Origin of the sequence: Photobacterium aphoticum (assembly GCF_001029435.1) — a bacterium.
In the GTDB taxonomy this organism is placed as follows: Bacteria; Pseudomonadota; Gammaproteobacteria; order Enterobacterales; family Vibrionaceae; genus Photobacterium; species Photobacterium aphoticum.
The window spans coordinates 156,667-176,805 of record NZ_LDOV01000027.1; the positions used below are offsets into that span (position 1 = coordinate 156,667).

Genomic DNA, 20,139 nt, shown 5'->3' on the forward strand with positions numbered 1-20,139 from the left:
CATACTGCTCTGAATCCCGTTTGAGTATTTCTATTTAAAATGGCTTATGTATTTATGGGTTGATAGAGCGCTTTAATCGCGTCCCGCAACCATTGGATTTTCGGGTTCTGGTTATTGCGTTTGTGCCAGATTAACGTAAACGGGATTTTCAATTTCTCTTGCGCGATGGTATCAATCGGGATTGGTAGGCATACCAGATCCGGATGCATTTGACGGCAGTAGTGCTGATAATATTGTGGTGCAGTGGTGACCAAAGTTTGTCCCGGCTGCGCCGCCATAAACAGCGATTGTTCAAAGGTTTCCAGCGTGAGCGCGATCGTGCGCGACTGTCCCGTTTCTTTCAGAATTTCATCCAGCGCCCAGCTTTCACTCTTTTCCCACAATGTATTGATTTGCCCGTATTGCAAGAAAGCATCCAGATCCCACTGGGCCTGTAAGGCGGGGTGATTTTTGTGCAGATACACCATGGGTAAATCGTAAAATAGCACCTCAAAATTCACGAAATAAGGCAGTAAATCTAACGACTCGCGCGAGCGTGGATGGCTTTCTCGTCCGGTAAAACCGATATCCGCATCGCCCTGAATGATCGCTTCTAACGAATCGTAATCCCAGCTGCTGACTTTGACCTTCGCATTTGGGTAGCGTTGGTAGATCTGCTGCGACAGGGCATGCAGGTGGATCAGCAGCATAGGGGATTCCATCGCTAAGTGGAATTGTACCCCATCAGGAATTTCATCGCCCCGCTTGGTTAACAATTGGCTGCCCATCTGCATCCAGTCAGACAGATCTTGCGCCATGCTCATTGCCAGTGGTGTCGGCCTTAATCCCTGCGGCGTTTTGACAAACAACGGGTCATCAAACCAGTCACGCAGTTTATTGAGGGACTTACTGACCGTCGAGGGGGTAACGTTGAGCTTTTTCGCGGTTTTAGACACGCTCAACTCCTGCAGCAACAGCTGCAGGGTGAAAAGCAAATTCAAATCAAGACGAGCAAGAGATTTCTTCATGTGGCTCAGCGGCTTGTGGTGATTGTTGTTGTGGTTTTTGTGGTGCTTGTTGTGATAATCGCGGCGGTGTTGCCACGCATAGTAGTAAAGCTGCATTGATAATGCCAGTGGTGAGCAAAATGCCGATCAACATGGCTAAGCCCGTTACATCACACAAGCCCATCAGCCAGATAAAGCAAGCCGAGCTACACACTTGCGCGATGCCCAACAGAGAGCTGGCCATCCCGGCACGGCGAGCATACGGGCTGAGAGCCTGACTCATGGTGACGCCGAACCCTACTGAGAACCCTGCACAAATCATCCCAAGACCCACAAGCGTGACCATATTGTGCAAATCATAGAGTGATGCTGAGGCAAGCAGTATCGCAGCCAACACAAACAGCCCTTGTGATAAAAGCTGCAAGGTGCGCTGTGCCACCCATGCCATGGCAAACGGGGTTGCGAAAGACGTGATCATACTGACCAATGCGGTCAGAGCCATGGTCGAGGCGTATTCACCACGCGAGAACCCCATGCCGTTCATCAGCACGGTCGGAGACACATTCACAAACGTCAGAATCACGGTGACAGCCAGTGAGCTGATCAGCATGCGGCTGATAAAATACGGTGTGGTAAAGGTTTCTTGTGTGTCGGTCTCTGTCTGTTTCTCTAGGACTCGGTCTGTGCGGTGACGTCGGTTCGGATTGGTTTCTTTGAGTACGCCTGTCGCCAGTAAGCAGACTAATACCCCCATTGCCGCCATGGTGGTGAACAAGGTCGGCCATGGGAAATACAGCATGATGAGATGCCCAACAACTGGCGCAATCACTGGAATGATACAGGTGATGCCGTTAAGCATAGACAGCACTTTGGCGCGGCGCTGGTCGTCCAGTGTGTCACGCAATACTGCAAATGCCACCACATAACAGGCCCCTGCGCCAATGCCTTGGGCAAAGCGGGCGAGCAAAAAAGGTGTGCTGCTGTCTACTTGGCCGCCTAACCACGACGCCATAGCAAAAATGGCGGCACCCACCATCGCGACGGGTTTGCGGCCAATGCGGTCGGCCAGTGTACCGGCAAACAGCATAGTAGCGGCCATTCCGGCTAAATAAACAGAGAACGCAATATGGAGCTGGGATTCACTCGCACCAAGATCTTGGGCGATTTGCGGTAATCCCACTAAATACAAATCAATCGCCGTTGGGTAAAGCAAGACAAAGGCAAAGCTACAAAGCAGATATCGAAACATGACAACCTCACAAAATCAGTGCGGCGATAATAGTGAGGATGAAGAAAGACAGCGAGTAACCTTTCTGACATCAGGTATTTCCTTATGCGACAAATGCTCGGGAAATAGGCGACAAACGCTCAGAAAATAAGCGGTAAACAATGAGTGCTCGCATCGAACCATTGATGATTGACAGCGTGTCAAAGTCGACACAGGCACTGTGACATCATTTGAAAATTCCCTGTGTATACCAAGTTGCACCATGAGTGCATGATAGCATTTATCTACTTAATTGACGTTGAATGGGATGGAACAAGATGCGCTCGGTGAAACGGACAGTGAAATGGGTGGTAGGGGTAATCGTACTTGGCATGGCGGCTTATGTTGCGTTGGTGGTGTGGCAAGGCAGCCAAGCGAAGGCGGCCATTAAGCAGAGCAATACTCCGTTAGGTCAATGGGTCGATGTCGGTGGGTTTAATATGCACCTGCACTGTTTAGGAACCGGATCACCAACGGTTATTTTGGAAGCGGGCGCCGGGGATTTCTCCGTTATTTGGGAAAAAGTACACGGGGTACTTAGCACCACGACACAGGTATGTGCTTATGACCGTTCTGGGTTGGGATGGAGTGAGATTAATCCCGAAGAAGAAGCGGTCGTGCGTGTGGAGACCCGTGTAGAAGAACTCACAACGTTACTGAATGCGGCGAATGTGGCTCCGCCTTATATCATGGTCGGTCACTCTTTTGGTGGATTGTTGGCGCAGGCGTATGTCCAAACACACCGTGAAGACGTTGCTGGGTTGGTGCTCATTGATGCATTACACGCTGAACAGTCGGAGGATTTACGCGCCATACATCAGAAGAAAATGCAGCAGGCGGCAGAGGAATACCAAGTGGTCTCTGTCATGCAAAAGATCGGCTTATTGGCACTGTCGCCCAATGAAATTCCGAACCCAGGTTTGTCGGAAGAAGGCGTAGCGAAATACCGAGGCGTATTGGCGAGTTTGCCACATGTCGAGTCGATGCTGCTTGAGTTGAATTCGATCCCAGACAACCTCATGGAAAGACGTAACCCGTCAGCGGGTGATGGCGCGAGTATGCCGACGGCATTGATTTATGCCACGTCGCATCAGGATGCAGGATTGAGTGCACAGGAGAATGCGACATTTGCAACGCAGTGGGTTGCCCTGCAACGTCAGGTAGCGGCACAGTCATCCAATACGGTCGTGCTGGCCGATGAGCAATCGGGTCATTACATCCAATTGGATAACCCTGATTTAGTGAACCGTACCATTCTCGACATGGTGAACACGTTGCGATAAAGCCTAATAGGATCTTATGGGCTAGTGGCAGCGTTTGAATGTACATAACAAAAAATTATCAAGATAAGAAATAATGATAATTTCAGTTGGCTATTTTCACACGCTAGGATGTTTATCAAGAAAGCGATGACACATTGCACATACATTCCCATGTCTTAATAGGATGCAGCATGAAGTTTTTACATACGATGATCCGCGTGACGGATCTGGACACCTCTATCGCGTTTTACACCGATGTTTTGGGCATGAGCCTGTTAGAACGTGTAGAAAATCCGGAATACCGTTACACCTTGGTATTTGTCGGTTATGAAAACGATCCAAGCGGCACCACGATTGAACTGACTTACAACTGGGATACCGACCAGTACGACATGGGGACGGCATTCGGTCATATCGCACTGGGTGTGGATGATATCTATGCGGCGTGCGACAAGATCAAAACACTGGGTGGTAACGTGACCCGTGAGCCGGGCCCAGTGAAAGGCGGTACAACACATATTGCCTTTGTGAAAGACCCAGATGGTTACCAAATCGAACTGATCCAAACTGACGCGTAATTGAGAGAGTGAATCATGACTGTTATGAATACTGAAGCCTTGTTTCAACCCGTTCAACTGGGTCAACTTTCGCTGAATAACCGTATTGTGATGCCGCCAATGACGCGATCTCGTGCCAGCCAGCCAGGTAATGTCGCCAATGACATGATGGCGGCGTACTACGCACAACGCGCTTCTGCCGGTTTGATTGTCGCAGAAGGCACACAGATTTCGCCAATGGGTCAGGGCTATGCCTGGACGCCGGGTATTTATACACCAGAGCAAATCATGGGCTGGAAAAAAGTGACTGACGCCGTGCATGAACAAGGCGGGGCGATTTTTGCACAGCTTTGGCATGTAGGCCGAGTGACTCATCCAGACAACATTGGCGGTGAGCAGCCTATTTCATCTTCTGCACTGAAAGCAGAAAACGTGAAAGTGTTCATCGATAATGGTACCGATGCGCCGGGCTTTGTGGATGTGGTTGAACCACGCGCCATGACCAAAGCGGATATCCAAATCGTGATTGATCAGTACCGCCAAGCGGCTGTGAATGCGATGGAAGCGGGCTTTGATGGCATTGAATTGCATGCTGCAAACGGTTATTTGATCAATCAGTTCATTGATTCAGAAGCCAACAATCGTACCGATGAATACGGCGGCTCGATTGAAAACCGTCTGCGTTTCTTGGGTGAAGTCGTCGCAGCGATGACAGATGCCATTGGCGCTGATCGTGTGGGTGTACGCTTGGCACCGTTTACGTCACTGAACGGCACGGTGGATGCCACACCTGTTGAAACCTACACTGCTGCAGCGGCACTGCTTGATTCACTGAATGTCGTATATGTTCACATTGCAGAAGTGGATTGGGATGATGCACCGGATACACCGATGGCATTCAAACACGCTGTGCGTGAAGCCTACAAAGGTGTGCTGATTTATGCGGGTCGTTACGATGCAGAAAAAGCAGAGTCGGCCTTGCAGGAAGGCTGGGCTGACATGATTGGTTTTGGTCGTCCGTTCATTGCGAATCCAGATTTACCAAGCCGCATTCAGCATGGCTACCCATTAGCGATGCACGATCCAAACACATTGTTTGGTGGCGCAGAGCAAGGTTTGACGGATTACCCGGCGTACACGTCAGCATAATCAGGTAAGACCCCGCGACAGTTTCACTGCGACAGTTTCACTGTGGCAGTCTCACTGTGGCAGTCTCACTGCGACAGCTTCACTGCGACAGTCTCACAGTGACAAAACCATAGAAATCGCAGCGTGTTGTTTTCAACATGCTGCGATTTTTTTGCTTATCTTCATCGCCGATAATCCTATCACGTAGCTTGTTTATTCAATTTTTCATGTTAGACGCCTTGTAACCTGTCCTTGTCACCCGTTTTGAAGCGGAAAGACAGACGTGATGACAGGGAGAAAACAACATGACATTAGCCTTAAAAGTACCGCCACTCTTAGTGACTGCGATAGTCGCCGGTTTGATGATTGTGACAGGAAACGGGGCATCGGTAGAAAACCCCAATAGTTCAGCATTAGATGCAGGCACCAAACTTTGGTTAGCCTGCTGGGTATGGGCTGCGGCGGTCACGATAATTGTGTTCGCTGTTATCAGCTTTAAACGCCATCAAACCACGGTCAATCCCTATGCCTTAGAGGGAGTTTCTGCGCTGGTGGATTCCGGCATTTTTCGCTATTCCCGCAACCCAATGTATGTCGCCATGGCAATGAGCTTACTGGGTGTTGCCGTGTTGCAGGGTGCATCGCTATTACTACTGTATGTGGCGGGCTTTATTGTTTATATCACCCAATTTCAAATTAAACCGGAAGAAGCATTCTTGCAGGAGAAATTCGGTGTCGTTTACGTGGAATACTGCCAACAAGTACGGCGCTGGTTATGATGCTGCTTGTGATACGGCTTGATACGGTTCGGGATGGCAGAAGAGAGAGAACGACGTTTAGACGAGGTTTTTAATCAGCGATGAGAGGAAACCATAGGACAAATTATCCAGTCGATTTATCATAGGCCGTTATAGGTAATGAATAAACAATGAGATAAGTCGATGTCCAAGTCTTTCGAGAAACAGCCTTCAGGTAACCCAGCGCCAGTCAGTAAATTGTATAGCCAGTATGCAGAGCAATATGATGCGGCGGTACAAGATAATGTTTTTAACGCCCATTATGAACGTCCGTCACTGCAAGCATTAATCGGTGAGGTTGCTGGTTGTGATGTGCTGGACTTGGGCTGTGGTACCGGCGTATATGCACAATACATGCTGGATAATGGAGCAGAGAAACTGACTTGTATCGACTATTCACCAGAGATGGTCGAGATAGTGAATCGTAAGTTTAGTGGCAGTTTTGGTGACCGTGTCACGTGTTACGCGCAAGATTTGTCAACGGGTTTGCCTAACGAAGCCGATGAAAGTATGGATTTGGTGATCTCACCGCTGATGATCCATTACCTGGAAGATCTGACGCCGTTGTTTTCTGATATTGCGCGTGTGCTGAGAAAAGGCGGCCGCTTTGTATTCTCCACCCATCACCCGTTTGCAGATATTGAATGCTCTACTTCGGGTAACTATTTCGAGCGTGAAATTGTGCGCGATGTGTGGGATACCGTTGGGGTACCGGTGGATGTGCAATTCTACCGCCGTTCACTGACTGAGATCATGCAAGCCATTTCAGGCAGCGGTATGGTGGTGACGGGGATGAATGAAGGCATGGTGAGTGAAGCGGTAAAAGCCATGTCGGCCGATCACTACGCGTTCTTGTCAACCAAGCCGAATTTCATCTTTATCGCCTGTCAAAAACCGGCTTAAGCACGCCAGCGATATAACACAAGGAGTGTGAATGACTACCCCGATCTTGTTTATTTTCTCTGGCTTGCCGGGTGCAGGCAAATCTACCTTGGCACAAAGGCTCGCCCGTGAAACCGGCGCGGTATATCTGCGGATTGATACCATCGAACAAGCGTTGAGAGACTTGTGCCAGTTCAAGGTAGAGGGCGAGGGATACCGCCTCAGTTACCGTGTGGCAAAAGACAATTTGCTGCAAGGGAACAGTGTGATAGCAGACTGCTGTAACCCTATTTCGCTGACCCGTGAAGAATGGCAACAAGTCGCCATAAGTGCTGGGGCGCAGTATCTCAACATCGAAGTGTATTGCGGTGATCAAAATGAACACCGCTTTCGCGTAGAACATCGCGAAAATACCGTGACGAATATGGCGTTGCCAACCTGGGCCGATGTACAGCAGCGACATTATGAACCTTGGGATGCACAGGCTATCACCAGCGGCAAACTTATTCGTATTGATACCCAAGGCGAATCCGTTGACGTATCGGTACGTGCGTTGCTCGAAGCATTGATGCGTTGCGAACTATTCTAAAACTATTCTAGAACTATTCTAATGGTGCGTTTTTATCGTGCGTTCTAGTTATACGTTTTGATGAATAGCGCGCTCTGATGAGAGCTGCGTTGAAAGGAGAATAACGAGATGGGAAAGGAAGCCATCAGTGATGTTCATAAAAGCGACGCTCATAAAAGCGATGATCACACACGCTATGACTACATTGTCATTGGCGGGGGGATTGTCGGTGTTTCGACGGCGTGGCAATTGCAGCAACGTTATCCGGACAAATCCGTTTTATTGTTAGAAAAAGAAGCGGCGTTGTCGTGCCATCAAACAGGCCATAACAGTGGCGTGATCCATGCCGGTGTCTATTACGCGCCGGGCAGTCTGAAAGCCTCGTTCTGTAAAGCAGGTGTTGAGGCGACCAAAGCCTTCTGTGCGGAACACGATATCGCGGTCGAAAACTGTGGCAAATTGCTGGTGGCGACGGATGATGCCGAATATACCCGTATGTTGGCACTGTACGACCGCTGTCTGGACAATGGCATTGATGTGCAATTGTTAGATGCCGCACAACTGAACGAGGCCGAGCCCAATATTGTGGGATTAGGCGCAATCAAAGTCGCGACCACCAGTATTGTCAATTACCGTGAAGTCACCGAGAAAATGGCGGCGGCGTTTGAAGCGTTGGGTGGGCGCGTGATGCTCAATACGGCGGTGACAGGGCTGGAAGATACGCAACACGGTGTGCGCGTGACCGTGTGTTCTGAGACGGTGCGTGTAGAACAAGCATCGTCACAGGTTTATCTCGGTGGTTTCTTGGTGGTCTGTGCAGGTCTGATGGCCGATCGCATGACGCACATGATGGGGTTGCCGACCGACTTTCAAATCATCCCATATCGTGGTGAATATTACCGTCTGCCTGAAAAACACAATCAGATCGTCAATCACCTGATTTATCCTATCCCCGATCCGGATTTGCCATTTTTGGGTGTGCATTTAACCCGCATGATTGATGGCTCTGTGACTGTCGGACCCAATGCGGTGCAAGGGTGGAAGCGAGAAGGTTACGGCACCTGGAATGTGGACTGGCAGGATATCCGCGACATGCTGGGCTTCCCTGGGTTTTGGAAAGTCACTGCGAAGCATTTGAAGGTGGGACTGAAAGAGTTTAAAAACTCGTGGTGGAAACCGGGTTATTTAGCGTTGGTGAATAAGTACTGCCCGCAAATTACCGAGCAGGATTTACTGCCATATCCGGCGGGGATCCGCGCTCAGGCCGTTTTAAAAGATGGCTCCTTAGTCCATGATTTTCTGTTTGCCGAAAGTGCGCATAGTTTGCATGTGTGCAATGCGCCATCACCTGCAGCGACTTCAGCGATTCCGATTGGCCAGTACATTTGCGATAAAGTGGCTGATAAGGAAGCCAGTCTATAAAGGGTGGGGTGTATGGTTTTTGCTGCACGTACAAAATGTCGAGCCACAAAAAAGCCAGCGCGAACGCTGGCTTTTGACACGAGAGGCATCATAACGAGGATGCAAACACGTGATTATTTTTGGCTAAGGTACGCATAGCCAGTCATGAATGCCGCTTCTTGGAACTGACGAAGGCCAGTTGCACGGAAGTCGATACCCAGTGGGTTACGCTTCATGCTTTGCTTGATGTCTTGGTTAGACATGAAGTCCACTTCAACACCGTCAATCAACTGAATAGCGGCTTCTAGTTTGAAACCTACAGAGCTGCCTGCAAACTTACCACGGGTTTCGCGCTCACGGATCACAACGCGGTCAATTTGGTAGTCTTCAAGTAGCTTGTGGAACGTCTGCTGGAATTTGCGCATCTGCTCATTGTCCAGCGAGTCCTGCATGATGAACTTTTGTGAACGGCACTCAGGAATATCAAACAGACCGTTACTTTTTGTAAGAAGACAGATTACTGCTTCGTTGCTACGTAGCTCAACAGCACAAATTTTCATGTAAACACCTAAATATTTAGTTAGCGGGGTATTGTAGGCAAAAGTGTGGCAAATGTCAGATTTTTCATGTGGCCAGCCGATATTTTCTTATGCCTTACCGATACCTGAAATCGGATCACTCTGCGTAAATCGACCCGGCGTTATCCATCTGTGTCAGCAGCAGGCGGGTATCAAACTCCAGCTGGTGATAATCGGGCTCCATGTGACAACACAACTGGTAAAACGCCTTATTGTGCTCCTTCTCGCGCACGTGTGCCAATTCGTGCACCACAATCATGCGCAGCAAAGGCAAGGGCGCATTTTTGAAGATAGATGACACGCGAATTTCATTTTTGGCTTTCAGTTTGTTGCCATGCACGCGAGACACAAAGGTGTGCAAACCCAACGCGTGGTTTACCACGTGGATTTTACTGTCGTAGGCGACCTTGCTGATCGGTGCGGATTTACGCAGGTATTGGTTTTTAATTTCCATCACAAAGTCATAAAGCGCTTTTTCTGATTGAATATCGTGACAATGCGGGTATTTTTTTAGCAGGAACTTTTTCAGTTTATCCTCTTTAATCAGGTTTTGAACCTGAGCCGTCAGGTTGGCGGGATAGCCTTGCAGGTATTTGAGTTCTTGCATTATTGTTCGCTTATGGATGATGGAAAGGGCGGATTTTAACGACCTAACCAACCGCGTGCAAGATCAGGGCTGAATCGCTAAGCAAGGTGGGAAGAAGAGGATACACAATGAAATCATCGAATGGCATCAAGAAGAATCAAGGATAAGAACATGGAATTACGTTTACCGCCACCATTACTGATGTTGCTGACTTTGGCCGGTATGTATGGTTTGTCGCACTATTGGCCGTATTATCATTTTGCTTTCCCTGAGCCGTGGACGCAGGTTCAGTGGGGAATCATGGTTATCCTGTGTCTGGTGGGTGTCCTGTTGGGCTTAGCCGCTGTGCGCTCTTTTGCTATTGCCAATACCACCATTGATCCGCGCTATCCCAAGAACACGTCGAGATTGGTGACCTCCGGCATTTACCAGCATAGTCGTAATCCGATGTACCTTGCTTTACTGTGCTTCTTGTTGGCGGCCTTTGTGTACTTTTCTGCGCTATCAAATGTGATCATGTTGTTACTTTTTGTCCTTTACATGAATCATTTCCAGATTGCGGCGGAAGAAGAAGTTTTGCAGGCAATGTTTGGTAAGCGTTACACGAAATACTGCCAAGAAGTGAGACGTTGGTGTTAATGACTGGTTAGCGAGCGCAATATTGGCGGATTAAAGAGAAGCGAAGCCAGTTACCAAGGTACCATGACAACACGGTGAAAAAATCCTGACTATGATTAATAGAGATGCGATGCATATCACGTTTGTCGTCACATTGTAATCATAAGGAGTCAGCGATGGGATTGAAATGTACATGGCAACAAAATGTGCTGCCAATGCTCCGTTTACCATTAGCCTGCTTATTTGCCAAAGGGGATGATGTCACATTCATACGTCCGGCTTTTCAGCACGATCAACCTTGTGGTGCCAACAAACACCTCCATCTGCTATCACAAGCTAAACGCGAAATTGTGGCGTTAAAAATGGCCATCAAACAAGCGGGCTTTCAGTTGAGTGAAATAGTGCGGGCAGAAGTGATTTTGTCGCAGGATGTGGACGAATACCAATTGGGTGAATTGTGCGAATTGCTGGAGTCTCTACCCGGCGAAGTTGAAGTGCATTATGAAGAAAACGGGCTGTTGGCGCGGGATATTCCCTTAGCCAGTACCCAGTTGATTGCCATTGAAGCCATGCTGACTCACTAAACCTTTTATGGCTGTGAGCATTCCAGACGGAGCATCCAGATTTAGGATGAGTTAAATGGGCCAGATGGATAAATCAGTGTAAGGGTAACCCAGACGAAAGGGCGCAGCGATTGTGCCCTTTTTTGTGCTTGTCATAGCCACTTAGGTATACACTTGAGACAGCAAGCGCGTATTACACATTCTCAGGAGGCAGGGTATGACCAACATACACGGTATTCATATTGATGTGGAACAAGTCGGCAACCAAATCTTCATGGAAATTAAAGCCATCGGTACGCTGACGCATAGCGATTATGAAAAAATAACGCCACTCATTGAAGATGCCATGGAAGGAATAGAGCATCCCATCATCAATGTTTATATCGACGGTACCGAATTTGAAGGTTGGCAACTGCAAGCCGCGTGGGACGATTTGAAATTGGGCCTAAAACACGGGCGCAAATTTCACAAAGTCGCCATTTATGGCAACCAGCGTTGGCAAGAAGTTATGAGTAAGGTCGGCGGCTGGTTCATTAGCGGTGAAGTCCGCTACTTTGATGACTCTATCGATGCGATAAATTGGTTGCGTGTGTAAGGTAGCAGACTCAGGGGAAAATGGGTTACGAGTAAAAATTCGTATGGCCTTGAAATATCGATTGAATTAACATGGATGCATAAGGTGTGATGCTGTCGTTTGCATAAGATAAAAGTGATGCCATTAAAGACAGCTCACCGATTAACAAGGATGTATACCCAACCGATTACGCGTTGGGTGTACCCTTTTATTGTTCGGCAAATGGTGAAAAGCCGTTTGCTGTTTATTTTTGGGGTATAACCACATCATGAGCCATTTAAAAACAGAACGAGCAAACAAGAAAGCCCTATTAGGCTGTGCGCTGTGCTTATCTTTGCTTCCTGCAACCGTATGGGCTGAGGCGACAGATGCACCAGCGGTGGAATCTGAGAAGAATGCATCACAATACTTTTTTGGTGTGCGCGGTGGCGGCAGCCTAATGGGTAACGATGACAGTGCTGTATTTGCCAATGGCGGTACTGTGGATTCTGATGACGGTGGTATTGGTGCATTTGGTGCGTTTGATATTGGTATGTATATGCCCAATGACACAGGGCGTGTGTATTACAGTTTTGAATTTCACCGTTCGACCACCCAGTTTGAAGGCAAAGATGCTTACGACACACAAGCCATGCTGCATGTGATCAGTGCTGATCACTTCTTTAAGCCCAATTTGAATGTGCGTCCTTTTGTGGGCTTACACTTTGGTTACGCTTTTGCTGAGACAGATTCGGACTTCCCTGACAGTTACGACGACAGCGGTATCGTGTTCGGTGTGCAGGCAGGTTTAGGCTGGGAAGTGACACAACGTTTGGCGCTGGAAGTAGGGCTGCGACACACCATGATGCCGTCAACACGACGTTCATGGCAGGCAGAAACTGAGAGCGGTGAAGCAGTCACGGTTGAGTCACAATTGAAAGGTGTCAGCTCAGCGTATGCAGGGGTGAACTACCGATTCTGACGGATTAACCTACCTGTTTACTCAGAAATTAAGCTGCGTATAATGCCATGCCGCAACCTGAATCAATAAGGACTTCAATTTGAAGCTATTTGTGAGAGATCTTACGGTTATCGACGCATCGTACCTGTGCGAAGCGCGAGGCATGGTAGGAGAAAGTTGGATCCTCGATGTGGTGATGTCGGGTGAGCTGAACGAAATGAGCATGGTGCTTGATTTCAGCCGAGTGAAAAAGCAGATCAAACAGATTGTGGATGAATATGTCGACCACCGTTTGATCGTGCCTAGCCGCAGCGAAGCTATTCGCATTGCCCCGACCCAGCCTGGTTACTCAACGGTCGATTTGCTGCGTGGCGAAAACAGCATCCACCTGCATTGCCCGGATCAAGCATTTTGTCTGATTGACGCCGAGTCAGTGAGTATTGAGTCAGTTACAGAACACCTGTATCAGGTGTTGGCAGGTAAGCTGCCAGAGAACGTGCAAGGCTTAGCGCTAACATTGCGTCATGAGCGTATTGATGGCGCGTTTTACCACTATAGTCATGGCTTGAAAAAGCATGACGGTAACTGTCAGCGCATTGCCCACGGTCACCGTTCACCGGTTGAACTGTTTATTGATGGTCAGCGTGATGCAGAGCTTGAACAGCAATGGGCGAGTCAGTGGCAAGATATCTACTTGGGCAGCCGCGAAGACGAATGCTCAGTCGCGTCATTGAACCTGAGCCAGAATGCAACGGTAACGGATGCCACCCACTATGGTTTCCGTTACACCGCACCACAAGGTGAGTTTGAGCTGGCGATTGCCCGTGCTGAAGCGGACATGCTGGAAACGGACACCACGGTTGAGTTGCTGGCGCAATACATGGCAGAAAAAGTAAGTGACAGTGTGGCGATGGGTAAAGCTATCGAAGTGGTTGCTTATGAAGGTGTCGGTAAAGGCGCAATGGCCACCAGTACAGGTCGCCAACAGTAATCGGTCACGATTCAAGCTAATAAATGAAAGCCTCAGCCTGTGTGCTGGGGCTTTTTTGTATTCGTTGGTCAGCAGGGGCTATTTGTAAGCGTGGTTTATTTGTAGGCACCGGCTGAGTAGTGCAGCTCATAGCTGTGAGAGTAAATCTCCAGAATGTTGCCAAATGGGTCTTCCATATAAATCATGTGGTAGGGTTTTTCGCCCGGGTAATAGTAGCGTGGCGCTTTCATCCGTCTTTTCCCGCCTGCAGCCACAATTTTTTCCGCTAATCCTTCCACATCCGGATCTTGCACACAGAAATGGAAGATGCCGGTTTTCCAATACTCGAAGTTATCTTCAGGATTGGTCTGGTTTTTGAACTGGAACAATTCCACCCCTATACGATCACCGGTGGACATGTGCGCGATCCGGAAGTGATCCCAGCCTGCGCCAAATACATCGGTACACATTTCGCCAATGGCGGAGTCATCTTCGACGACATCTGTGGGTGGCATGATCAAATACCAGCCTAACACCTCAGTATAAAATTTAACGGCGGCGTCGAGATCGGGCACGGAAATACCAATATGGGAAAAAGTGCGAGGATAGGGTCTTTCGGGTGTGTGCGATGACATACTTCACCTCTTGCTTGCTGGTGGCAGATTGACGATGAGGAAGGGATAACAGCACTAATCAGAAATAGCTGTTATGGCGAGCAGTCATTATAATAATGGAAATTTATTAACTGCTTGAGTACGACAGCATGCTGAATCCCGTCTGGCTTAATACGTTCAAAACCCTGATTGAGATCGGTCATTTCACCCAAACCGCCGAAAAACTCTTCATGACGCAACCGGGTGTCAGTCAGCACATCAAAAAGTTGGAAGCAGCCTGCGGGCATGATTTGATCAAGCGTATCAACAAGCAGTTCGAACTGACCGAGCAGGGGCGCATGGTGTACGACTACGCCTTACGGGTTGCCGCAGAAGAGCAGCAGTTGCTGGATAGCTTAAGCTTTGATGACCCGTTTGAAGGGACGTGCCGAGTGTCGTGTTCGGGATCACTGGCGCTGTGGCTGTATCCCCATTTGCTGACGCTGCAAAAAGCCCATCCCAAATTAACCATGTCATTAGAAGTGGCTCCGAACTATAAGATCCTCGATGGCCTGCAAGCGGGAACGGTGGATCTGGGTATCGTCACGCACATACCTAACCCAAGTTTGTATAACAGCCGAGTCTTGGGGCAGGAACCGTTATGTCTAGCATTGCCAACGGCCATGGCAACCACGCCCGTAACGCCTGACAGCTTGAAAACATGTGGAGCCGTGATGCACCCGGACGCAGCGCATTATCTCTCACTGTACTTTGAGCAATGCGGGAATGCGGAATTTGCCAACATGAATGTGGATGATGTGCCAGCCGTCAGTTATATCAACCAACTCAGTCAGATCTTGCTGCCTGTCGCCGAAGGGATCGGTTTTACCGTACTGCCACAAAGTGCGATTCATGCGTTTCCGCGTAAAGAGGAACTGGCTGTGCATACCCCAGAATCACCGGTGGTCGAAACGCTGTATCTCGTCACTAAACGTAACCGAGATTTGCCTGCCCGTTATCAGCAAATCATTCATGCGTTAGAAGCGAAATTTGCTGCTGAATAGGTTACTGCTTGAATAGGATAGACGGCTTTAGAGTGTCAGCGTTAACGGCGTTGGCATGTTGTACAGCCACGGCAGGCAGAGCGGGTGTGGCGATCTAAACGGCCACGTTGAATCTTACAATAGCCATTTTTAAACGCGCGGCGGGCAGAGAACCAGTCATCCGGTTTGGCGAGCAGCACATAACCGTGACAGGCTTTCATTAGGGGCGTTCGGTATTCATTGATGAATTTACTGTCAAAGCCGATATCAAAATAGGTGAGCGCCTCTTCAATACAGGTAAAGCTGGCAATTTTTTCTTGGATGTCAGAATAACTCATGAGCAAATAGGCTGAATACAGCAGGTCGCAAGGCGATAACACAAGATGAGAAATAAGTGCGTTCGAGTATACGGAACACACCTATCGCTCACAATAGCCAAAGAACAGTCACAATAGCCAAAGAAAGCGAGGCGATGCCTGTTCTTGCGATTACCCTGCGTGTTTGGCGCGCTTTTCTTTCTGCTTCTGTGCTTGTTTCTGCTTTTGCTTTTCTAGCTGCTTTACCTGCAAATTGGCCGTCCAGCCAAAGCCGATAGCCAGCACCATCCAATGTATCAGAAGGGTAATCAGCGCACCCACACCCCATACCCAAAATGGGAACGACGTCCATAAGTAATACAGCTCAACAAAGAACAGCTCGCGCGCATAAAAGGCCACCATAACCAACATTGAAGCGAAAGATACCACCAAGGAGACTAACAGGCAGTAACCTACCAGTCGGCGCTTTTCGATTTTATTGGGCGCGCGTTGCTGCTCGGTCACAAACTTTACCGATGCCCCCATGACGGCACCGACGAGGATCCCAATTCCTGCACTGCTACCCAGATCCAGCTCATAAGCCGTCACGATGGCCTGGAAGGCGATGAGTAACACGGCATAAAGCAGGGTGAACATCCTGACGTATTTTTTGACAGAGACACATGATGGGGGACGCGTGGCGTTGGTCATGTAACACATTCCTTGTTATTACGTTTTGTCTCAGTATCTACGCCTGAGCAGATCGCGCAACGAACACGATGAGAAACTCCGAGCGCCCTCTAAACTCAGCAATATTCATTCCTTGCGGAATATATCTGTGGTTGACATGCATGTACCTGAAAATACGAATTAGGCGTGGGGTATGAGCCCTAATGAATGTGAGATTTTATATGTGCACTATTCTATGAAAACACGGATTATTAGTGCGTTGTCACGGAACGTTTCAATGAATAGTGATAATTATCTTTATGAAAGCCTGAACACATCTGCAATCTGTCAAAGACTTAGCAATGCGAGCAATACTATTGTTAGCGCAGCTATTGTTAACGCATCGTCGCTAGGGAGGGGTTTATGTCTTTTATCCAGTCATTTGGTGCCGCAGAGACGGTTACCGGTTCCTGCCACTTTCTACAACTCGACAACGGGCCTAACATTCTGATCGACTGTGGTTATTTTCAAGGTGAAAATGAAGAACAGACGTATGCGCCCTTTGATTTTGATCCTAACGATGTCGACATCGTTTTACTCACCCACGGGCACTTAGATCATGTCGGACGTGTGCCGAAATTGGTAAAAGAAGGGTTTGATGGGCGGCTCATCGCCTTGCGCGCAACCATGGATTTGGCGGAGGTCATTTTAAAAGACAGCGCCAAAATTGCCGAAGAGGATTATAAAACGGCAATGAAAAAGGCGCGAAGAGTGGGGGGCGAAAAACAGATCCCTCCTCCTATCTATACCAGTGATGATGTGAAGGCGGTGTTTGATTTAATCATTCAATACGCCAATTACAATAGAGCCATTAAGTTAACGCCTGACGTTACCGTGACCTTCAGAAATGCCGGGCATATTCTTGGCTCGGCCACCCTTCAAATCGATATCAACGAAGACGGCCATAAAAAAACCTTGGTCTTCAGTGGGGATCTTGGCAGCCGTCGGGATCTGATCATGACGCCGCCGGATACCGTTACAACAGCGGATGCGCTTTATATTGAATCAACCTATGGTGATCGTGATCATAGTCCTTTAGATGAAACCATCACTGAGTTTAAAGACATCATCATCAATACCTTGAATAACCGGGGTAATGTGTTGATCCCATCCTTTGCGGTTGAGCGGACGCAGGAGGTATTGCTACTGCTCAAAGAGATGTATTACGACAAAGAGCTGCCCCCCTGTAAAGTGTACTTAGATTCGCCCATGGCGATACGTGCCACGCAGATCTATAACCATTATCACGCAGAACTGAATGACACAGCACAACATATACTGCTACGTGATGGCGCGATTTTTGAGTTCCCTTATCTGCAATATTCACTCAAAAATAAAGACTCCATGCGCATTAATAAACAGGAAGAGGGCTGCATTATTATTGCGGGCAGCGGCATGTGTACCGGTGGCCGTATTTTGCATCACTTCAAGCACCGTTTATGGGATGAGCGCAACAGTGTCATTTTTGTTGGCTTTCAGGTGCAAGGCTCGTTGGGGCGACAGCTGATAGATGGGGCGGAATCCATCCAGATTTTTAATGAAACTATCAATGTGAATGCTCAAATACACACACTCAACGGATTTTCAGCCCATGCAGATCAGACCGATTTGCTCGCATGGATGAGTGAGTTTGAACAGTTAGGGAAGGTGTATTTGATACACGGCGAGGCGGAGAAACAGGCAGTGTTCAAAGGCGTGATTCAAGAACAGCTAGATAAACCCGTCCACATCGTAAAATACGGAGAGAAAGTGTACGTGTAGTGAGTTGCTAAGTTCGGTTGCAGGTCATCAAACAGCCCCGCCAATGACGGGGCTTTCTTTTATGCGTGTGATGGTTTTATTGGCGGTTGTGAAGATTAAAGCTTTTGATGCTGCTGCCGGTTAATAGCGTAACGCCTCACGAAGCCGAAACGCATCTTCAATCATCAGGTAGGTATGATGCATCCGTAGTTGCTGATTGGTATACAGAGCATGAATGGCCTCACGGCTGAAAAACTGCGCTCGACCAATCTCCTGCTGAAAGCGAGGTGAGATCACTTGTGTGCCATCATAGTCAGCCAACCAAGCGTGGCGTAATACCAGCTCACCATCATCAAAACGCCCGACATAAGTATTGATGTACTGTTGCAAGGTCAGTCGTAATCCGGTTTCTTCTTCTATTTCACGTTGGGCGGTCTGCTGGGGGAATTCACCCGCTTCCACACTGCCAGAAGGAATATGCCACAAGCCTTTTTTGCTGCCTGTCAGCTCTTGCACCAGTAACACTTCATGGTTGGCATTTATGATCACCGCGCCCGCCGCTTGTGCCTGAATATCAATATGGTGTTGTTGTCCGTATTGCATGACGATTCCTTGTCTTGTTCGGTCCGGCGTTCCGGCGTTCCGGTAGTCCGGCATACCGGCGTTTCGTAACGTCTTGCCTTACAAAACAGCATTTATGCCATCAAACAACATGCTGATCCCGCCCAGTAAGAAAAACGCACCTTGCAGAACATACCGAGATTTCGTGAACAGTGAGGAGGCTTTATACGCAATCAAGAAGCTAACGACACCGATCAATGAGCAGAGTATGCCCCACATAAAATCATCGATTACTGGGGTAAAAATGACCGCATCATGTATCCCTTCTGTCGCGAAGTTATAACCCACGAACGCCAGAAAACTGGTTAGCCCAATTAAGAAGATAAATCTGATGAGTAGCGTTTTATTATTAGGTCCCATTTTTTGCTCAACTGAAGGTGTTGTATCTACATGTATGGCTTGAAGAATACAGCTTGAAAGATACAACTTGTTAGCCAGAATGGGGGAGAGCATAACTTTCAACTTATTGTTAAGCAATGATATTCCATCATCATGTGCGCCACAGTCTGTGACATGTTGTCAGGTTGTGGTTTCACGCACCATTTCACAGAACATTTGACCGTTAATGGCGATGTGCTGAGTAAAAACGAAATCCGCCTTTTCCGTATGTGCCACGTACGAGCGCAGATTATCGGTATGTACGTAGGTGTAAACAAACGGGTAGTGGGGCTGCATGGCATTCAGGCTAAAGGCAAACAGCCCTTCAAACACCCCTTGACCTCGACAGGCTTTACTGACGCACACCGGCCCCCAGAAATAACTGTTGGATTGCGTCAGTGGCCCTTTGTTGTAAGGCACCTGCACCAGTTGCTCCGCAATGCGATTAAGACTCTCTGAGAATGACCAAAATCCCCAGGACGCGCACACCGCCATCGCGACAATTTTGGTAACACTTTCTGACTTGGTGTCACCTGACAGTGTTTGGCCTGCATGCGTTTGGCCGGAATGGGGCTGTTCCTCATTGATTTGCAGAACAGGTACGGTTTCCGCCACAAAGACTGCATGCTCGCCATTAATGACAGTACGCAGCAGTTCAGCAGGCAGTACGGTATTAAGAAAACCGTCCGACTTTTCAGTTCGGCTGACATTGGTGATATGGCAACTGTTTTGCAGCGCAATCAAGCTGCCTATGTCGTCTGTGGTGGCGCGTCGATACTGCATAAGACTTCCTTGTCTCTCTTCATGGTTTAACCCTACAGACTCTAACCGTAACAAATGTTGTTATCTGATAAAGCGTGTTATTCCGGCTCTACGACGACGGCCTCAATTTTGTTGCTATCAGCTCCAGCCCATACGCTGCATAGTCGTGTCCGCCGTACTCTGGTCGTAACGTTGGCCGTAACTTGGGTTTGCCTGCACACTAACCGCCATGCAAAAGGGTGGGTGATAACAAGCGTCGAGGGTGAGCGCAATCCTTAATGTTGCTAATACCGCATCATA

General features: G+C 48.4%; 24 protein-coding genes. 14 read left to right on the forward strand and 10 right to left on the reverse strand.

Annotated elements, in window-relative coordinates; all coding sequences use genetic code 11:
- Positions 1 to 44: 44 nt before the first annotated feature.
- Both yidZ and ABT58_RS15635 read right to left on the reverse strand, forming a co-directional pair.
- On the reverse strand, positions 45 to 1,007 hold the full coding sequence (gene yidZ, locus ABT58_RS15630; protein ID WP_047875348.1) for an HTH-type transcriptional regulator YidZ: 963 nt from the start codon (positions 1,005 to 1,007) through the stop codon (positions 45 to 47).
- Positions 982 to 2,235, reverse strand: a complete 1,254-nt coding sequence (locus ABT58_RS15635) for an MFS transporter (RefSeq protein WP_082211120.1) — start codon at positions 2,233 to 2,235, stop codon at positions 982 to 984. The genes yidZ and ABT58_RS15635 overlap by 26 nt, the downstream gene beginning before the upstream one ends.
- A gap of 305 nt (positions 2,236 to 2,540) precedes the next feature.
- On the opposite strand from ABT58_RS15635, the gene ABT58_RS15640 reads away from it, so the two are divergent.
- The 7 genes from ABT58_RS15640 to lhgO all read left to right on the forward strand — a co-directional run bounded on the left by ABT58_RS15640 (position 2,541) and on the right by lhgO (position 8,869).
- Entirely contained in the window at positions 2,541 to 3,536 is a 996-nt protein-coding gene (locus ABT58_RS15640) for an alpha/beta hydrolase (RefSeq protein ID WP_169749968.1), read from the forward strand.
- Between the two features lie 170 nt (positions 3,537 to 3,706).
- The gene (gloA, locus tag ABT58_RS15645) at positions 3,707 to 4,093 is read left to right on the forward strand and encodes a lactoylglutathione lyase (RefSeq protein ID WP_047875350.1); all 387 of its coding nucleotides are present in this window, start codon (positions 3,707 to 3,709) and stop codon (positions 4,091 to 4,093) included.
- Between the two features lie 24 nt (positions 4,094 to 4,117).
- A complete protein-coding gene (locus ABT58_RS15650; RefSeq protein WP_047875408.1) occupies positions 4,118 to 5,221 on the forward strand; it encodes an alkene reductase in 1,104 nt (367 codons plus the stop codon).
- A 284-nt stretch (positions 5,222 to 5,505) separates the two neighbouring features.
- Positions 5,506 to 5,979, forward strand: coding sequence for a methyltransferase family protein (locus tag ABT58_RS15655; RefSeq protein ID WP_047875351.1), 474 nt, complete (start codon positions 5,506 to 5,508; stop codon positions 5,977 to 5,979).
- A gap of 162 nt (positions 5,980 to 6,141) precedes the next feature.
- Positions 6,142 to 6,900 carry a class I SAM-dependent DNA methyltransferase gene (locus ABT58_RS15660; protein ID WP_047875352.1) on the forward strand — a complete coding sequence of 253 codons (759 nt, stop codon included), beginning with the start codon at positions 6,142 to 6,144 and terminating at the stop codon, positions 6,898 to 6,900.
- Between the two features lie 31 nt (positions 6,901 to 6,931).
- Positions 6,932 to 7,468, forward strand: a complete 537-nt coding sequence (locus ABT58_RS15665; protein ID WP_047875353.1) for a P-loop nucleotide/nucleoside kinase family protein — start codon at positions 6,932 to 6,934, stop codon at positions 7,466 to 7,468.
- A gap of 108 nt (positions 7,469 to 7,576) precedes the next feature.
- On the forward strand, positions 7,577 to 8,869 hold the full coding sequence (gene lhgO / locus ABT58_RS15670; protein ID WP_082211122.1) for an L-2-hydroxyglutarate oxidase: 1,293 nt from the start codon (positions 7,577 to 7,579) through the stop codon (positions 8,867 to 8,869).
- Positions 8,870 to 8,982: 113 nt separating this feature from the next.
- On the opposite strand, the gene ABT58_RS15675 is transcribed toward lhgO, so the two are convergent.
- Together ABT58_RS15675 and ABT58_RS15680 are read right to left on the reverse strand one after the other, a co-directional pair.
- Positions 8,983 to 9,408 (reverse strand): DUF3010 family protein, encoded by a 426-nt coding sequence (locus ABT58_RS15675; RefSeq protein ID WP_047875354.1) that lies wholly within the window; start codon positions 9,406 to 9,408, stop codon positions 8,983 to 8,985.
- Between the two features lie 115 nt (positions 9,409 to 9,523).
- Positions 9,524 to 10,033, reverse strand: coding sequence for a M48 metallopeptidase family protein (locus tag ABT58_RS15680; protein ID WP_047875355.1), 510 nt, complete (start codon positions 10,031 to 10,033; stop codon positions 9,524 to 9,526).
- A gap of 150 nt (positions 10,034 to 10,183) precedes the next feature.
- Between ABT58_RS15680 and ABT58_RS15685 the strand changes: the two genes are divergently transcribed.
- The 5 genes from ABT58_RS15685 (at position 10,184) to ABT58_RS15705 (ending at position 13,698) form a co-directional block, all read left to right on the forward strand.
- A complete protein-coding gene (locus tag ABT58_RS15685; protein WP_047875356.1) occupies positions 10,184 to 10,651 on the forward strand; it encodes a methyltransferase family protein in 468 nt (155 codons plus the stop codon).
- A gap of 155 nt (positions 10,652 to 10,806) precedes the next feature.
- A complete protein-coding gene (locus ABT58_RS15690) occupies positions 10,807 to 11,214 on the forward strand; it encodes a hypothetical protein (RefSeq protein WP_047875357.1) in 408 nt (135 codons plus the stop codon).
- Between the two features lie 196 nt (positions 11,215 to 11,410).
- Positions 11,411 to 11,788, forward strand: a complete 378-nt coding sequence (locus tag ABT58_RS15695) for a SpoIIAA family protein (protein ID WP_047875358.1) — start codon at positions 11,411 to 11,413, stop codon at positions 11,786 to 11,788.
- A 247-nt stretch (positions 11,789 to 12,035) separates the two neighbouring features.
- Positions 12,036 to 12,728, forward strand: a complete 693-nt coding sequence (locus ABT58_RS15700) for an acyloxyacyl hydrolase (RefSeq protein ID WP_053063109.1) — start codon at positions 12,036 to 12,038, stop codon at positions 12,726 to 12,728.
- Positions 12,729 to 12,807: 79 nt separating this feature from the next.
- Positions 12,808 to 13,698 (forward strand): 6-carboxytetrahydropterin synthase, encoded by an 891-nt coding sequence (locus ABT58_RS15705; protein WP_047875359.1) that lies wholly within the window; start codon positions 12,808 to 12,810, stop codon positions 13,696 to 13,698.
- 95 nt (positions 13,699 to 13,793) lie between these two features.
- On the opposite strand, the gene ABT58_RS15710 is transcribed toward ABT58_RS15705, so the two are convergent.
- Positions 13,794 to 14,312 (reverse strand): lactoylglutathione lyase family protein, encoded by a 519-nt coding sequence (locus ABT58_RS15710; RefSeq protein ID WP_047875360.1) that lies wholly within the window; start codon positions 14,310 to 14,312, stop codon positions 13,794 to 13,796.
- Between the two features lie 128 nt (positions 14,313 to 14,440).
- Here ABT58_RS15710 and ABT58_RS15715 point away from each other — a divergent pair, with 128 nt between their 5' ends.
- Positions 14,441 to 15,334 (forward strand): LysR family transcriptional regulator, encoded by an 894-nt coding sequence (locus ABT58_RS15715; protein WP_047875361.1) that lies wholly within the window; start codon positions 14,441 to 14,443, stop codon positions 15,332 to 15,334.
- A 41-nt stretch (positions 15,335 to 15,375) separates the two neighbouring features.
- Here the strand turns inward: ABT58_RS15715 and ABT58_RS15720 are convergent, their stop codons facing one another.
- Entirely contained in the window at positions 15,376 to 15,651 is a 276-nt protein-coding gene (locus tag ABT58_RS15720; protein ID WP_047875362.1) for a hypothetical protein, read from the reverse strand.
- A gap of 150 nt (positions 15,652 to 15,801) precedes the next feature.
- Entirely contained in the window at positions 15,802 to 16,320 is a 519-nt protein-coding gene (locus tag ABT58_RS15725) for an ABZJ_00895 family protein (RefSeq protein WP_047875363.1), read from the reverse strand.
- 381 nt (positions 16,321 to 16,701) lie between these two features.
- Here ABT58_RS15725 and ABT58_RS15730 point away from each other — a divergent pair, with 381 nt between their 5' ends.
- The gene (locus ABT58_RS15730) at positions 16,702 to 18,099 is read left to right on the forward strand and encodes an MBL fold metallo-hydrolase (RefSeq protein WP_047875364.1); all 1,398 of its coding nucleotides are present in this window, start codon (positions 16,702 to 16,704) and stop codon (positions 18,097 to 18,099) included.
- 120 nt (positions 18,100 to 18,219) lie between these two features.
- Here the strand turns inward: ABT58_RS15730 and ABT58_RS15735 are convergent, their stop codons facing one another.
- From ABT58_RS15735 to ABT58_RS23525, 3 genes are all read right to left on the reverse strand, one after another.
- Positions 18,220 to 18,681 carry an NUDIX domain-containing protein gene (locus ABT58_RS15735; RefSeq protein WP_047875365.1) on the reverse strand — a complete coding sequence of 154 codons (462 nt, stop codon included), beginning with the start codon at positions 18,679 to 18,681 and terminating at the stop codon, positions 18,220 to 18,222.
- A 78-nt stretch (positions 18,682 to 18,759) separates the two neighbouring features.
- Positions 18,760 to 19,176, reverse strand: coding sequence for a hypothetical protein (locus ABT58_RS15740; protein WP_047875366.1), 417 nt, complete (start codon positions 19,174 to 19,176; stop codon positions 18,760 to 18,762).
- A 42-nt stretch (positions 19,177 to 19,218) separates the two neighbouring features.
- Positions 19,219 to 19,860 carry a hypothetical protein gene (locus tag ABT58_RS23525; RefSeq protein WP_053063110.1) on the reverse strand — a complete coding sequence of 214 codons (642 nt, stop codon included), beginning with the start codon at positions 19,858 to 19,860 and terminating at the stop codon, positions 19,219 to 19,221.
- Between the last annotated feature and the right edge of the window lie 279 nt (positions 19,861 to 20,139).

Bases quoted from the DNA above. Each gene is read 5' to 3' on its own strand.
- ABT58_RS15725 (WP_047875363.1), bottom strand. From the start codon at position 16,320: ATGACCAACGCCACGCGTCCCCCATCATGTGTCTCTGTCAAAAAATAC.
- ABT58_RS15695 (WP_047875358.1), top strand. From the start codon at position 11,411: ATGACCAACATACACGGTATTCATATTGATGTGGAACAAGTCGGCAAC.
- yidZ (WP_047875348.1), bottom strand. From the start codon at position 1,007: ATGAAGAAATCTCTTGCTCGTCTTGATTTGAATTTGCTTTTCACCCTG.
- ABT58_RS15660 (WP_047875352.1), top strand. From the start codon at position 6,142: ATGTCCAAGTCTTTCGAGAAACAGCCTTCAGGTAACCCAGCGCCAGTC.
- ABT58_RS23525 (WP_053063110.1), bottom strand. From the start codon at position 19,860: ATGCAGTATCGACGCGCCACCACAGACGACATAGGCAGCTTGATTGCG.
- ABT58_RS15655 (WP_047875351.1), top strand. From the start codon at position 5,506: ATGACATTAGCCTTAAAAGTACCGCCACTCTTAGTGACTGCGATAGTC.
- ABT58_RS15720 (WP_047875362.1), bottom strand. From the start codon at position 15,651: ATGAGTTATTCTGACATCCAAGAAAAAATTGCCAGCTTTACCTGTATT.
- ABT58_RS15735 (WP_047875365.1), bottom strand. From the start codon at position 18,681: ATGCAATACGGACAACAACACCATATTGATATTCAGGCACAAGCGGCG.
- ABT58_RS15715 (WP_047875361.1), top strand. From the start codon at position 14,441: ATGCTGAATCCCGTCTGGCTTAATACGTTCAAAACCCTGATTGAGATC.
- ABT58_RS15680 (WP_047875355.1), bottom strand. From the start codon at position 10,033: ATGCAAGAACTCAAATACCTGCAAGGCTATCCCGCCAACCTGACGGCT.
- ABT58_RS15690 (WP_047875357.1), top strand. From the start codon at position 10,807: ATGGGATTGAAATGTACATGGCAACAAAATGTGCTGCCAATGCTCCGT.
- ABT58_RS15675 (WP_047875354.1), bottom strand. From the start codon at position 9,408: ATGAAAATTTGTGCTGTTGAGCTACGTAGCAACGAAGCAGTAATCTGT.
- ABT58_RS15635 (WP_082211120.1), bottom strand. From the start codon at position 2,235: ATGTTTCGATATCTGCTTTGTAGCTTTGCCTTTGTCTTGCTTTACCCA.
- ABT58_RS15650 (WP_047875408.1), top strand. From the start codon at position 4,118: ATGAATACTGAAGCCTTGTTTCAACCCGTTCAACTGGGTCAACTTTCG.
- ABT58_RS15700 (WP_053063109.1), top strand. From the start codon at position 12,036: ATGAGCCATTTAAAAACAGAACGAGCAAACAAGAAAGCCCTATTAGGC.
- ABT58_RS15685 (WP_047875356.1), top strand. From the start codon at position 10,184: ATGGAATTACGTTTACCGCCACCATTACTGATGTTGCTGACTTTGGCC.
- ABT58_RS15730 (WP_047875364.1), top strand. From the start codon at position 16,702: ATGTCTTTTATCCAGTCATTTGGTGCCGCAGAGACGGTTACCGGTTCC.
- ABT58_RS15665 (WP_047875353.1), top strand. From the start codon at position 6,932: ATGACTACCCCGATCTTGTTTATTTTCTCTGGCTTGCCGGGTGCAGGC.
- gloA (WP_047875350.1), top strand. From the start codon at position 3,707: ATGAAGTTTTTACATACGATGATCCGCGTGACGGATCTGGACACCTCT.
- ABT58_RS15710 (WP_047875360.1), bottom strand. From the start codon at position 14,312: ATGTCATCGCACACACCCGAAAGACCCTATCCTCGCACTTTTTCCCAT.
- lhgO (WP_082211122.1), top strand. From the start codon at position 7,577: ATGGGAAAGGAAGCCATCAGTGATGTTCATAAAAGCGACGCTCATAAA.